Annotated in this window: 15 protein-coding genes; 5 read left to right on the forward strand and 10 right to left on the reverse strand. The window is 76.3% G+C overall.

The window, feature by feature from the left end:
• Window positions 1-22 precede the first annotated feature (22 nt).
• Complete coding sequence (locus ACFUMH_RS02570; RefSeq protein WP_378199915.1) at window positions 23-1,507, forward strand: IPT/TIG domain-containing protein; 1,485 nt, start codon at window positions 23-25, stop codon at window positions 1,505-1,507.
• 68 nt (window positions 1,508-1,575) lie between these two features.
• On the opposite strand, the gene ACFUMH_RS02575 is transcribed toward ACFUMH_RS02570, so the two are convergent.
• Complete coding sequence (locus ACFUMH_RS02575; RefSeq protein ID WP_378199919.1) at window positions 1,576-2,514, reverse strand: hypothetical protein; 939 nt, start codon at window positions 2,512-2,514, stop codon at window positions 1,576-1,578.
• 36 nt (window positions 2,515-2,550) lie between these two features.
• On the reverse strand, window positions 2,551-3,387 hold the full coding sequence (locus ACFUMH_RS02580) for a hypothetical protein (protein WP_378199922.1): 837 nt from the start codon (window positions 3,385-3,387) through the stop codon (window positions 2,551-2,553).
• Between the two features lie 218 nt (window positions 3,388-3,605).
• Between ACFUMH_RS02580 and ACFUMH_RS02585 the strand changes: the two genes are divergently transcribed.
• The 3 genes from ACFUMH_RS02585 to ACFUMH_RS02595 all read left to right on the forward strand — a co-directional run bounded on the left by ACFUMH_RS02585 (window position 3,606) and on the right by ACFUMH_RS02595 (window position 6,576).
• Window positions 3,606-5,006, forward strand: coding sequence for an MFS transporter (locus tag ACFUMH_RS02585; RefSeq protein WP_378199925.1), 1,401 nt, complete (start codon window positions 3,606-3,608; stop codon window positions 5,004-5,006).
• On the forward strand, window positions 5,003-6,028 hold the full coding sequence (locus ACFUMH_RS02590; protein ID WP_378199928.1) for an alpha/beta fold hydrolase: 1,026 nt from the start codon (window positions 5,003-5,005) through the stop codon (window positions 6,026-6,028). The genes ACFUMH_RS02585 and ACFUMH_RS02590 overlap by 4 nt, the downstream gene beginning before the upstream one ends.
• A 122-nt stretch (window positions 6,029-6,150) precedes the next feature.
• Complete coding sequence (locus tag ACFUMH_RS02595; RefSeq protein WP_378199931.1) at window positions 6,151-6,576, forward strand: pyridoxamine 5'-phosphate oxidase family protein; 426 nt, start codon at window positions 6,151-6,153, stop codon at window positions 6,574-6,576.
• Window positions 6,577-6,610: 34 nt separating this feature from the next.
• Here ACFUMH_RS02595 and ACFUMH_RS02600 read toward each other — a convergent pair whose 3' ends face one another.
• Complete coding sequence (locus ACFUMH_RS02600; RefSeq protein ID WP_378199934.1) at window positions 6,611-6,982, reverse strand: ArsR/SmtB family transcription factor; 372 nt, start codon at window positions 6,980-6,982, stop codon at window positions 6,611-6,613.
• Between ACFUMH_RS02600 and ACFUMH_RS02605 the strand changes: the two genes are divergently transcribed.
• Complete coding sequence (locus ACFUMH_RS02605; protein WP_378199937.1) at window positions 6,960-7,436, forward strand: SRPBCC family protein; 477 nt, start codon at window positions 6,960-6,962, stop codon at window positions 7,434-7,436. The two genes, ACFUMH_RS02600 and ACFUMH_RS02605, sit on opposite strands and share 23 nt — an antisense overlap.
• A gap of 42 nt (window positions 7,437-7,478) precedes the next feature.
• Here the strand turns inward: ACFUMH_RS02605 and ACFUMH_RS02610 are convergent, their stop codons facing one another.
• The 7 genes from ACFUMH_RS02610 to ACFUMH_RS02640 form a co-directional block, all read right to left on the reverse strand.
• Window positions 7,479-8,159: a DUF6766 family protein gene (locus ACFUMH_RS02610; RefSeq protein ID WP_378199940.1), complete on the reverse strand. Its 681-nt coding sequence runs from the start codon at window positions 8,157-8,159 to the stop codon at window positions 7,479-7,481.
• A gap of 85 nt (window positions 8,160-8,244) precedes the next feature.
• Window positions 8,245-8,670, reverse strand: coding sequence for a hypothetical protein (locus ACFUMH_RS02615; RefSeq protein WP_378199943.1), 426 nt, complete (start codon window positions 8,668-8,670; stop codon window positions 8,245-8,247).
• 65 nt (window positions 8,671-8,735) lie between these two features.
• Window positions 8,736-9,716, reverse strand: coding sequence for a siderophore-interacting protein (locus ACFUMH_RS02620; protein ID WP_378200038.1), 981 nt, complete (start codon window positions 9,714-9,716; stop codon window positions 8,736-8,738).
• Between the two features lie 99 nt (window positions 9,717-9,815).
• Entirely contained in the window at window positions 9,816-10,256 is a 441-nt protein-coding gene (locus tag ACFUMH_RS02625) for a type II toxin-antitoxin system VapC family toxin (protein WP_378199945.1), read from the reverse strand.
• Window positions 10,246-10,515 (reverse strand): type II toxin-antitoxin system Phd/YefM family antitoxin, encoded by a 270-nt coding sequence (locus tag ACFUMH_RS02630; protein WP_378199948.1) that lies wholly within the window; start codon window positions 10,513-10,515, stop codon window positions 10,246-10,248. The genes ACFUMH_RS02625 and ACFUMH_RS02630 overlap by 11 nt, the downstream gene beginning before the upstream one ends.
• A gap of 39 nt (window positions 10,516-10,554) precedes the next feature.
• Complete coding sequence (locus ACFUMH_RS02635) at window positions 10,555-10,935, reverse strand: glyoxalase superfamily protein (RefSeq protein ID WP_378199951.1); 381 nt, start codon at window positions 10,933-10,935, stop codon at window positions 10,555-10,557.
• 186 nt (window positions 10,936-11,121) lie between these two features.
• Window positions 11,122-12,372, reverse strand: coding sequence for a VIT1/CCC1 family protein (locus ACFUMH_RS02640; protein WP_378199953.1), 1,251 nt, complete (start codon window positions 12,370-12,372; stop codon window positions 11,122-11,124).
• Window positions 12,373-12,395: the final 23 nt, after the last annotated feature.

The raw sequence follows: 12,395 nt of genomic DNA on the forward strand, positions 1-12,395 counted from the left end.
GCGTCCCGGGGCGGGGGGCTCCATGTCGCAGGTGGGGGGACGTGCGCGGCGCGGACCGGGGCGGGCGGTCGCGGTGCACGTGGTCGTGGCGCTGCTGGCGCTCGGCGCCGTGGTGGGGTACGGCGAGAGGGCCGACGCGGCGCTCCCGGCCGGGCCGGCGGCCGTCGCGCGCGCGGCGGTCGTGGACCGCGGGGGTGCCTCGACGGTGGCGCTGCACCCCGCCGAGGGGCCGGCTGCCGGCGGCGTCCGCGTGCTGCTCACGGGTCCGCGGGTGGGCACCGCCTCCGCCGTGCGCTTCGACGGCGTCCGCGCCACGGGCCTGCGCCGGATGGGTCCGGCGGCGCTGTCGGTCGTCCCGCCGGCGCGCGAACCCGGGACCGTCGACGTGACGGTGGCGCTCCCCGGCCGGGACCCGGCGCCGGCCACGTTCACCTACGTCGGCGACGGTCCGGGGGTCGTCGTCCACGGCATCGCGCCCGACACCCTCCCGACGTCCGGCGGTCCCGTCGCCGTGGACGGCGCGGGCCTCGGCGGCGTGCTCGACGTGACGGTCGGCGGGCTGCCGGTGTCCGACCTCGCCGTCACCGACACGCGCGTGTCCTTCGTGGCCCCGGCCGTCGAGGGCGAGGGCGGCGCGCCCGTCGTCCTCGTCCTGCCCGACGGCGAGCTCGACGCGGGCGTCCTCGCGTACGTCCCGCCCCGCGTCGACGCGCTCACCCCCGCGACCGGCGGCACGGCCGGCGGCGACGTCGTCACGATCACCGGCTCGGGCCTCGCGACGGCGACGGGCGTCGACGTCGGCGGGACGGTCGTCGCGGTCGACCGCGCCGACCCGGACGGCACGACGGTGGAGCTGCGCACGCCCGCGCACGCGCCGGGCGTCGTCGACGTCACCGTCCTGCTCGACGGCTCCGACGCGACCCTCGCCGACGCGTACACGTACGACGACGGCGGCGGCGGGAGTGGGGGCGAGGGGGCGGTCCGCGGCGTCACGCCCACCACGGGTCCGGCGGCCGGTGGCACCTACGTGACCCTGACGGGCACGGGCCTGGCCGGCGTCACCGACGTGACCTTCGGCGGCACGTCCGCGGTGGTGCTCGACGTGGCCGTCGACGGCTCGTCGGTGCGCGTCGAGGCGCCGCTCGGCCCGCCCGGTGCCACGGTCGACCTCGTCGTCGTCCTGCCCGGCCAGGACGTCGTGCTGCCGGGTGCCTACACGTACGTCCCGGACGGCACCGGGACGGCGGTCACGGGCCTCGCGCCCGCCACGCTGCCGACGTCCGGCGGCACGATCACCGTCACGGGCAGCAGGCTGCACGGCGCGACGGGCGTCACCGTGGGCGGTGTCGAGGCCGCGGACGTGCGCGTCGCCGCCGACGGCACCTCCGTCACCGCCACCGTCGCCCCCGTCGCCGCGCCGGGACGCGCGCGCGTCACCGTCTGGTTCCCGGCCGGCACGATCCCGGCGGGGGAGGTGGAGCTGGTCGCGGGCGGCACCGACGGGTGACCTGACCGGCCGGACCCTGCCGGGTCGGCGCCGGACGGGGTCACCGGCGGGTCGTCATCGGCCGGGCGTCACGTGCACTGGCCCGTGCGCGCACCGCCCACCGTCGTCGTCGCCGGGTCGACCAGCACGGGGAGGGCGTTGCCGACGCAGGCCAGGTCGCCCGCGACGTCCGCGTGCTCGACCTCGACGCGGCCCAGGTTGCGCTCGAGCGTGAGCGAGCCGTAGCTGCTCTGCCGCTGCTGCCCGTCGTCGATCCAGTGCCAGGGGCCGTCGGACCGGCGCAGGCCGCCCAGCACCACCCGTCCGTACGCGTCGCGCACGGTGACGGCGCCGCCCACGGCGGTCTCGGCCAGCACCATGCCCGTCGGCGACGACGACGTGAGCGGCCCGTCGACGACCGTCTCCGCGAGGGTCACCGCGCCGCCGCGGGTCGTGACCGCCCCGCGCACGTGCGCCTCCCGCAGCTGCAGCCCGCCGTCCTCGTCGTCCAGCGCCGCGCCCGGCAGGAAGTCCCGGCCCCGGTCGTGCAGCCCGAACCGCACGTCGATGCCGCCGACGTCCGCCGCCGACCAGAGCGTCCCGGTCGTCCCGCGCACGCGCCCGTCCACCCGGCCGGTGAGGACGACCTCGTTGGCGCTCACCAGCAGCACGTCGCCGCCGACCGTGACGTCGGTGAGCTCCACGATCGCGTCGCGGACGACCACGTCGCCGTCGACGCGCACGTCCGACAGCTCGGGCCAGTCACCGCCGAACTCCGGCGGCGGCGCCGTCACGTGCACGTCGCCCTGCACGTGGACGCCCGACAGCCCGCACCCGTCGAGGAGGACGTCGCCCGGGTAGGTCGTGCGGGTGCGGAACTCCTGCCACGTCTCGGCGTTGCAGACGAACACGCCCGGGTCGGACGCGCCGGCGGGCACGGCCGCCGCTCCCAGGATCGCCGCCGCGGTGCCCAGCACCCCGACCGCACGTCGTCCACGCATGTCCACGTCGCCCCCGCTCGTCGTCATGTCCGCCGGCGTCCTCCGCCGGCCCGTGTCGTCGTGTCAGCCCGCGCACCGGCCGGTGCGGGCGCCGCCGATGGTCACGTCGGTCAGTCGCGGCGTCACGGCGCCGCCCGTGCAGTCGACGTCGCCGGCCACGTCCGTCGCGCCGACGACCACGCGCGAGGCGTTGTCCTGCACGAGCAGGTCGCCGCCGACCGTCGTCCGTCGCGCCGGCGGCCCGTCGACCCAGCCGCCGCCGGTCCAGCGCAGGTGCCCGACGTCGACGCGCTGGTGCGCGCGCCGCACCGTGAGGTCCGCCGCGACGTCCGCCTCGGACACGACCGACGACCACACCCACGACAGCGTGAGCCCGCGCCGCAGCGTCACGTCGGCGACGTGCGTGGCGCCGCCGTGCACGTTGACCCAGCCGCCGACGTCCGCCCGCCACAGGGTGAGCCCGCGCGTGCGCACCGCCTGCGGCACCGCGATGTTGATCGCGCCGCGCACCGTGCCGCTGAGCAGAGCCCGGTCCGTCTTGCCGCGGACGCTGCGGCCGACCTCGCCGACGATGCGCACGTCGGCGGCACGGTCGAGCTGCACACCTCCGGCGACGACCACGTCGTCGAGGTCCGCCTCCGCCCCGGCGCCCACGACGACGTCCCCGTCGACCCGTGTCGCCGTCACGCGGGCGACCGCGCCGTCGGCGACGCGCACGTCGCCGAGCACGTGCGCCTCGAGGAGCCAGCAGCCGTCGCCCTCGACCACCACGTCACCGGGCACGGTGACCCCGTCGAGCCAGTCGTCCGGCCCGCACGTCCACGCCGCGGGCGGCGCCGCGGCTGCGGCCGGTGCGACCGCGCCTGGTGCGACCGTCCCCACGGCGGCCGCTGCGGCCACCGCCGCCACCACCGCGGCCCTCGTCGTCCTGCTCCGTCGCATGGCGCCCCCCGCGTCGACGTCGTGGCGCCATCGTGGCCGCGCGACCGGGCGGAACGCCACGAACCGGGCAGAACTTCACCCGGCGGCGCGCGCCGCCGTCGGGTGCTGGACAGGCGTCCGTGCCGCGTTCACCCGGCCGCCACGCCGCCGTGGGCGCCGGGGCCTACGCTCCCGCCATGGCGCACCCCACCGCTGAGGTCCCCGCCGGCGCACCCGTCGCCGAGCCACCCGTCGTCCGCCGGCAGGTGGCCGCGTGGGCCGCGTGGGACTGGGGGTCGGCCGCCTTCAACGCGGTGGTGACGACGTTCGTCTTCACCGTCTACCTGACCGGGACGACGTTCGTGGAACCCGGTGCGGACGAGACGGCCGCGACGGCGCTGCACAGCCAGTGGCTCGGCTGGGGCCTCGCCGCCGCCGGCGTGCTCGTCGCGCTGACCGCGCCCGCGCTCGGGACGCTCGCCGACGCGGGCGGGCGGCGGCGGCCGCTGCTCGGCGCCATGTCGGCGGTCGTCGGTCTCAGCATCCTCGCGCTGTGGTTCGTGCAGCCCGCCGAGGGCGGCATGGACGACGCGGTGCGCCTCGGTGTGACGCTGCTGGCCGTCGGGACCATCGCCGCCGAGATCGCGTCCGTCGCGTACAACGCGCTGCTGCTGCAGATCAGCGGCCCGCGGACGATCGGCCGCATCAGCGGCATCGGGTGGGGCGCGGGGTACGTCGGCGGCATCGTGCTGCTGCTCGTGCTCTACTTCGGCTTCATCCAGCCCGACGTCGGCCTGTTCGGCGTGACGTCGGAGGGCGGCCTCGACGTGCGGGTGTCGATGCTCGTCGCGGGTGCCTGGTTCCTCGTGTTCGCCGTGCCGGTGCTCGTCGCGGTGCCGGACCACCGGCGGCCGGGCGCGCCGGCGCGGGTGAGCGTCGTCGGGGCCTACGCGACCGTCGGCCGGCACGTCGCCGCGCTGCGGCGGGACCGGCGCTCGACGCTGCGGTTCCTCGTCGCGAGCGCGGTGTTCCGGGACGGGCTCGCGGGCGTGTTCACGTTCGGCGGCGTGCTGGCGGCGGGCACGTTCGGCTTCTCGGCCGCCGACGTCATCGTGTTCGCCATCGCCGCGAACGTCGTCGCCGGCGCCGCGACCGTCGCCGCCGGCTGGCTGGACGACCGGTACGGCCCGCGGCGCGTCGTGACGTGGTCGCTCGTGGTGCTCGTCGTCGCCGGGACCGTCGTCTTCCTGCTGCACGACGTGGGCGCGTCGGCGTTCTGGGCGGGCGGGCTCGTGCTGTCCGCGTGCGTCGGGCCGGCGCAGTCGGCGTCGCGCGCGCTGCTCGCCCGGCTCGCCGAGCCGGGCCGCGAGACGGAGGTGTTCGGCCTGTACGCGACGACCGGGCGCGTCGCGACGTTCCTCGCGCCGGCGGCGTTCTCGACCGCGATCCTGATCGGCGGCGGCGAGCAGTACTGGGGCATCCTCGGCATCGTCGCGGTGCTCCTGCTCGGGCTCCTGCTGTTCGTGCCGGTGCGCTTCCCGCGCGGGCTCGGCGTCGACGGGCGGCGCGACGTGGCCCCGGCGACGATGGACGCGTGACGGAGGCGACGGACGGCGGCGCGGGCCGGTCGAGGACGGCGGACGACGCGGCCGGGTGGGTCCCCGACCCGCTGCTCGCCGGTCACGAGGTCCGCACGCTGCCGGGTTGGTGGCCAGACTCCGGGCCGTCGTGGCCGGCCGTCCGCGCCGGCGGTGCCGCACCCGTGCTCACCCTCGTGCGCCCGGCCGACCAGCCCCCCGCGCCCCGCGGCGTCGTCGTGCACCTGCACGGCTACAACGACTACTACTTCGAGACGCACCTGGCCGCCGCGCTGTGCGACGCGGGGTGGGCGTTCCTCGCCGTCGACGCCCGCCGCGCCGGCCGGTCCCTGCGCCCCGGCGACGTGCCGCACTACCAGGGCGACCTGCGCGAGCAGGCGTCGGACCTGGGGCGCACCGTCGCCGCGGCGCGCACCGCGTGGCCGGGGGTGCCCGTGGTGGTGCACGGCCACTCGACCGGCGGGCTCGTCGCCGCGCTGTGGGCGCACGCGCACCGGGTGCGCGGCGGTGCCGACGCGGTCGTGCTGAACAGCCCGTTCCTGTCGGTGGAGCGGTCGTGGGTGACGCCGCTGCAGGACCAGGCGCTGCGGCCGCTGGCACGGTCGGCGCCGCTGCGCGTCGTCTCGTCGGGGCCGTCGCGGTACGCCGGGCGGATGCGCGAGCGGTGGGAGTTCGACACCGAGCTCAAGCGTCCCGACGGCGTGCCCGTGCGCGCGGGGTGGCTCGCGGCGGTGCGCTCGGGGCAGCGGCGCGTGGCGCGCGGGCTCGACATCGCCGTGCCGGTGCTGGTGGCGCGCTCGGCGCGGTCCGGCGCGGACCTGGCGGAGGGCGACGACCTCGACACGGTGGACACGGTGCTGGATGTCGCGACGATCGCGGCGCTGGCACCGGGGCTCGGCCGGGACGTGCGCGAGGTGGTCGTCGAGGACGGCGTCCACGACCTGGCCCTGTCGGCCGACACCCCCCGCGCGACGTACCTGACGGCGGTGACGGACTTCCTGCACGCGGTAGCCGTCCGCTGAGACCGTCGTGCGCGGGACCTCACGTCCCCGGGACGACGGTCTCGCGGGACGGCGGCGTGGGATGACGGGGCGGGTCTGCGTCGTTGCAGCGGACGTCCGGCCGGTCCGAGCGAGGAGGCGCGATGAGCACCGAGAGCACCCTGACCGACGAGGACCGCGCGCTGCTGCGCCGGCCGCTGCACGGGTTCTTCACCGTCGCGTCCGGCCCGGTCCCGCCGCAGCCGCGGCCCGTGTGGTTCGAGTTCGCGGACGACCACACCGTGCAGCTCTTCACCGGTCCGGACGCCCTCAAGGTGCGGCACCTGCGCGCCGACCCGCGCGCGTCGATGGTCGTCGCGGCGCCGGTGGGGGAGCGCGAGCACTGGGTGGCCGTGTCCGGGCCCGTGACGATCGAGACCGACGGCGCGCACGAGCTCGCCGCGCGCCTCGCCGCCCGGTACTGGGACCTGGACGACCCGGTGCGGGCACGTGACCTCGAGGGCCTGCTCGCCGAGGACTACGTCCGGCTGGTCCTGCACCCGGAGCGCGTGCGGCGCACGGTCTTCTAACCGCCCCGGTCGGACCGGCGGTGACCCGCCGACGTCAGCCGCGGTCGAGCCGGTCCAGCAGGTCGACCGCGGCGCGTGCGTAGTCGCTGATCCAGCGGTCGTGGATGCGCTTGATGGGCAGCGGCGCGAGCGCCAGGTGCCGCTCCCGTCCGACCTTGCGCCCGGTGACGAGCTCCGCCTGCTCGAGCACGCGCAGGTGCTGCAGCGCGGTCGTGCGGTCGAGCTCGGGGAACAGGCCGCACAGCTCGCCGGTGGTGCGGGGTGACTCCTTGAGGGCGTCCAGCATGCGCCGGCGGACCGGTGCGGCGAGGGCCTTGAAGACGCGGTCGTCGTCCTCGGCGGACCCCTTGTCGGGCGGCGTCGACATGTTGTAAGAATACAACATGTCTAACGACGAGACGCTCACCGCGCTGTCCTTCACCGTGTCGGGACGCATCGCGCGCCCCTGCGCCGAGGTGTACGAGGCCGTCGTCGACCCCGCGCAGCTCTCGCGCTACTTCACCACCGGCGGCGCGCGCGGCCGGCTGGAGCCCGGCGCCGACGTCACCTGGGACTTCGCCGACTTCCCCGGCGCGTTCCCCGTCACCGTCGTCGAGGCGGACCCGCCGCGGCGGCTCGTGATCGAGTGGGACGGCCAGGCCACCGCGGGCGACCGCGGCACGACGCGGACGGAGCTCACGTTCGAGCCGGTCGACGACGGCGCCCGCACGCTCGTCACAATCACGGAGTCGTCGTGGCGCCCCACGCCCGACGGCGCGCGCGCGGCGTTCGGCAACTGCGAGGGCTGGACGGGCATGCTCGCCGCGCTCAAGGTGTGGCTTGAGCACGGGGTGAACCTGCGGGAGGGCTTCTACCGCTGAGGCGGCCCGCGGGTGCGTCCGCCCCGATGGCACCCGAGCCCGTCAGCCCTCGACGCCCGTCGCCGCGTGCGACGCCCCCACCGGCTTCGACTCCGGCGACCCGCGCTCGCGCAGGAACACCGCGAGCAGCACCATGCACAGCACCGCCAGGAACTCGGACTGCCAGTTCTGCAGCGTGCGGTTCCAGAAGTCGGGCTCGCCGAGGTACTCGGTCCACGGCACAGGGTCCTGCAGGTCGCGCATCTGCTCCTCGGAGTAGGCGACGGCCCCCGTCATGGACTGGACGAGCCACGACAGCAGGAAGATCGACCCCATCACCAGCGTGAGGGAGTGCGAGTAGACGCCGAGCCGCCAGCCACGCACGCGCGCCCACGCCGGCGAGTCCGGCGTCGCGTGCTCGGCGACGTTCTGCTCCTCGTCGGTCTCCCGGCCGGCGTCGTCGAGCGGCTTCGACTCGGGCGAGCCCTTCTGCACGAGCCACACCGTCGCGGCGATGAACAGCAGGAACTGCAGGAACTCCGACTGCCAGTTCTCCGTGACGTCCACAGCGAACGCCGACGAGAACAGGTAGTCCCCGAGCGGCACGGGGTCCAGGCCCGCGGCGCGCTGCTCCTCGTTGAAGAACGCGACGCCGGTGAACGCCTGCCCGACCAGCGACAGGAGGAGGATCGCCGCGAAGAACAGCGCGAGCCCGTTCTCCTTCAGCACGCGCCGCGCGCTCACCGGCGCACCGCCGCGAGCACGGCCGCCACGACGAGCGTCCCGTAGACGGCGACGAGCGTCAGCGTGAACAGGATGCGTTGCGACCTCATGCCGCCACCTCGCAGTCGTACGGGCGGTCGGGCACGGCGTCGCACCCGGCGGCGGTGACGACCCACCCGTCGCCCGACCGCGCGAGGAACACCGTGTCCGACGCGAGGAGCACCTGCGCCTGCCGCCCGGCGACGTGCACCGTCGGGTCGCCGCGGCCGCCGGCGCGGGACGCGAGCTCGTCGCCGGCCCGCCCGGACGTCAGCGCCTCCGCGCAGGGTGCGTCCGCGTCGTCGGCGGCCGCCTCGGCCGCGTCCGGCAGCAGGAGCGCGCACGCCGCCTCGCCGTCACCCGCCGCGACGGCCGCGTAGAACGCCTCGGCCGCGGCCACGGGGGCTGACGACGCCGGCGGGCCGCTGCAGGCGGTCGCGAACGCCGACGTCAGCGCCAGTGCGACGGCCGCCGCACCACCTCGTCTGTCCATGCCCGGATGCTGGCAGGGACGGGAAGGGTCGGCATCCCGGCTGCGCGACCGCGCACCCGGACGGCTCAGGCGCCCTCGCAGCGCCCCTCGCGCCAGTAGCCCATGAACGCGACGGCCTTGCGGTCGACGCCGCACTCGCGCACGAGGTGACGGCGCAGCGTCTTGATCATGCCCGCCTCGCCGGCGAGCCACGCGTACAGGTGCGCCTCGGCGGCGAGCGGGGCGCCGGTCGTGTAGTCGACCGGGACCTCCCACAGCATGCCGTGGTCGACGTCGACGTCCTCGAGCTCGACGTCCGGCACGGGCGCCTGGCCGGGCAGGAGGCGGGCGCACGCGGCCTGGACGGCGGGGACGAGCAGCTCGCCGTGGTGGCGGCCGTCGCGGCCGTACCAGCGGACCGTCACGCCCTCGGGGCCGTGCAGGTCGAGGCGGTCGTCGGACCACGGCATCTCGATGAGCACCTCGCCGCGCGCGTCGCGGGGCAGCCGCTCGACGATGCCCGCGATGGCCGGCAGGGCCGTCTCGTCGCCCGCGATGAGCAGGCGGTCCGTGCGGGCCGGGGGCACGAAGTCGACGCCGCCGTGCGGGCCGGCCCAGTCGGCGTTCGGGCCGAGGACGACGAGCTCGTCGCCCACCTCCGCGGTCGACGCCCAGCGCGACGCCGGGCCGGTGTCGCCGTGCAGCACGACGTCGACGTCGAGCTCGCGCGCCGGCTGCCGGACGCCGCGCGCCGTGTAGGTGCGGATCGGGTGGCGCTCGTCCTCAGGCAGCCCACGCCAGCGGCCGTACCAGTCGGCGGACTCGCCGAGGTCGAGCAGGCCCTCGTAGCCGGCCGTCTCGATGGGCAGGAAGAACTTGATGCGCTGGTCGAAGCCGTTGTCGGCGAACTTGTCCAGCGTGTCGCCCGTGAACGTCACGCGCAGCAGGCTCGGGCACATGCGCTGCAGCCGCGCGACCCGCACGTGGAACATGCGGAACGGGGAGACCTCGACGGCCTCGAGGGTCGCCGCCGACGGCGTCGCCTCGACGGTCTCGGTCGTCGTCAGGTCGCTCGCCGTGGCGGTGCTCGTCGCGGTCACGGCTGCAGCATAAGGTCAGGCTTACCTGAGTTGGCAAGGCGCGAGTGCGTCACGCCACACGGACGGTCAGGGTGCGGCGCGTGGCCGGTCGATCGCGACGACCCCCACGACATCGCCCAGACCGGCGAAGTCGTCGGGGTTCGTCGTCCACACCGAGAGGCCGTGGGCCGCCGCGGTCGCGGCGATCATGAGGTCCGCGACACGACGACGCGGCGTCCGCCCGACGCCGTGGACGGCTGCCGCCAGCCGGCCGTAGAGGCGGGCGGCCTCGGCGTCGAAGGGCAGTGGGTCGAACTCGCTCTCGGCGCGCTGCAGCACGTCCGTGCGTCGCGCGCGCTCGGCTCGGGCCTCCTCGTCGTCGCCGGTGACGAGGTGCACGCCCGCCGACAGCTCGGCCAGCGTGACGGCGGAAACCGCGACCTCCTGGGGCAGCAGCGTGACGTCGATCCACCGGCGCAGGATCAGGACGTTCGTGTCGAGCAGCCCGCGGCTGACCTCACCGGGCATAGGGGTCGACGCCGTCGTCGGTCAGCGTCGCGTCCTGGTCGGCGCGGAAGCGCTCGAGGTCGACCTCCGGCGCCGTGCGCGACAGGGCGGCGAACTCCGACCGTGGGACGAACTGCCGCCTCCGGCGCAGCGGGACGAGCTCGCCGATGCGGTGCCCGTCGCGCGTGACGACGAAGGCCTGGCCGCCTTCGACAGCGTCCATGATTTCCTTCGAGCGCAGACGCAGGTCGCGCTGGCTGATCTCCGGCTGTGCCGTCATGTCTCCACGGTAGCAAGGTGTGGCACGCGGTAGCACGCCTTACTGCTGACCCTGCCGGGCCGGGAGCTGCTGGACCGCCCACTCGTTGCCGTCGGGGTCGCGGAAGCCGGTGAAGCGTCCCCACGCGAGGTCCTGCACCTCCGGCGCGTCGACGCCGTGCGCGACGAGGTGCTCCCGGGCGGCGTCCGCGTCGTCGACGACGACCTGGAGCCCCGTCACCGACCCGGGCGGCGCGTCCGTGATGCCCTCGCCGATCGCGATCGAGCACGCCGAGCCCGGGGGCGTCAGCTGGACGAACCGCAGGTCGTCGCTGACGCGGACGTCGTGGTCCACCACGAAGCCGACGTGGTCGGCGTAGAAGGCCTTCGCGCGGTCCACGTCGCTGACCGGCACCATGACGAGCTCGAGCCTGAACTCCATCGCGCGCTCCCACCCTGGGGTCGCCGACCCGACGTCGGCGGCGGTACGGCCATGCTCCCGCCGACCACCGACACGCGTCACCCCTCCCGAGGTCGCGTGTGCAGCGTTCGTGCCTCCTGGCGCGACGAACGCTGCACACACGCGCGTGCCGGCACGCGCCCGCCGCGCACCCGCTCCCGGCCGGCGTCAGCCGACCGCGCCCGTGCCGAACGCCAGGCCCAGCACGTACGTCGCCGCCGCCGCGCCGAACCCGATCGCGAGCTGCCGCAGCGCCCGCCGCAGCGGCGACGCGCCCGAGAGCAGGCCCACGACGGACCCCGTCCCGAGCAGCGCCAGCCCGACGAGGCCCGCGGACCACGCGACGGCCGTCCAGCCCTCCGCGCCCAGCAGGTACGGCAGCACGGGCACGGCGGCGCCGGACGCGAAGAAGCAGAAGCTCGCGACCGCCGCGCCCCACGCGGTGCCGACCGACTCGTGCTCGTCCCGCTCGCGCACCGGCTCGGCGCCCGCGGCCGCGCCACCCGCCCCGTCCGTCGTCGCGCCACCCGCCCCGTCCCCGGCCGCGTCGTCGTCCACCGGCGCCGGCGTGCCGCCCGGCAGCGTCGTCGTCGTGCGCAGCAGCGAGTTCGTCACCTGCTGCCGCGCCTCCCACTGCGCGAGCGACGCCAGCACGACGTCCGCGCGCGCCTGCGCCTCGGCGGCGGACATGCCCCGCGCCCGGTAGACGAGCGCGAGCTCGTTCGCGTCGACGTCGAGGTGCAGGAGCGCGGCGGCGGCGTCGGCGTCGGGCCGGGACGCCTCCAGCAGCTCGCGCTGCGAGCGCACCGACACGTACTCGCCGGCGCCCATCGACAGCGCGCCCGCCAGGAGGCCCGCGAGCCCGGTGAGCAGCACGGTGCCGGCCGCGACGCCGGACGCGCCGATGCCCAGGACCAGCGCGAGGTTCGACACGAGGCCGTCGTTGGCGCCGAACACCGCGGCGCGGAACGTGCCGCTGATCTGCTGGCGGCCCCGCATGGCGAGGCCGCGGACGACCTCCTCGTGGATCTGCTCGTCGGCGGCCATGCGGGGCGTCGCCTCGGCGTCGCGCTCGTACGTCGACCGGGCCTCGGCGCGCTGCGCGAGCGCGAGCACGAACACCGACCCGAACCGCCGGGCCAGCCACCCGAGCACGCGGCTGCGCCAGTCGCCGCGCAGCGGACGTCCGACGTCGTCGCCGAGCAGCTCGAGCCAGTGCGACTCGTGCCGCCGCTCCGCCTCGCCGAGGGCCAGCAGGATGTCGCGCTCCTCGCCGGTGCGACGCACGGCGAGGTCGCGGTAGACGGCCGCCTCGGCGCGCTCGTTGGCGAGGTTGCGGCGCCAGCGGTGCAGCTGCGCGGGCGTCGGGCGGGCGCCGCTCGGCGCTGCGGGACGGTCGGGGGACGCGGGCGTGCTCATGGTGCTCCGGGGACGACGACGGG

The organism is Cellulomonas sp. NPDC057328 (assembly GCF_042667215.1).
Taxonomy (GTDB): Bacteria; Actinomycetota; Actinomycetes; order Actinomycetales; family Cellulomonadaceae; genus Cellulomonas.

Coding starts and splice junctions, on each gene's coding strand:
- ACFUMH_RS02595 (WP_378199931.1), top strand. CDS start 6,151: ATGAGCACCGAGAGCACCCTGACCGACGAGGACCGCGCGCTGCTGCGC.
- ACFUMH_RS02640 (WP_378199953.1), bottom strand. CDS start 12,372: ATGAGCACGCCCGCGTCCCCCGACCGTCCCGCAGCGCCGAGCGGCGCC.
- ACFUMH_RS02585 (WP_378199925.1), top strand. CDS start 3,606: ATGGCGCACCCCACCGCTGAGGTCCCCGCCGGCGCACCCGTCGCCGAG.
- ACFUMH_RS02575 (WP_378199919.1), bottom strand. CDS start 2,514: ATGACGACGAGCGGGGGCGACGTGGACATGCGTGGACGACGTGCGGTC.
- ACFUMH_RS02615 (WP_378199943.1), bottom strand. CDS start 8,670: ATGGACAGACGAGGTGGTGCGGCGGCCGTCGCACTGGCGCTGACGTCG.
- ACFUMH_RS02625 (WP_378199945.1), bottom strand. CDS start 10,256: ATGCCCGGTGAGGTCAGCCGCGGGCTGCTCGACACGAACGTCCTGATC.
- ACFUMH_RS02635 (WP_378199951.1), bottom strand. CDS start 10,935: ATGGAGTTCAGGCTCGAGCTCGTCATGGTGCCGGTCAGCGACGTGGAC.
- ACFUMH_RS02630 (WP_378199948.1), bottom strand. CDS start 10,515: ATGACGGCACAGCCGGAGATCAGCCAGCGCGACCTGCGTCTGCGCTCG.
- ACFUMH_RS02605 (WP_378199937.1), top strand. CDS start 6,960: ATGTCTAACGACGAGACGCTCACCGCGCTGTCCTTCACCGTGTCGGGA.
- ACFUMH_RS02570 (WP_378199915.1), top strand. CDS start 23: ATGTCGCAGGTGGGGGGACGTGCGCGGCGCGGACCGGGGCGGGCGGTC.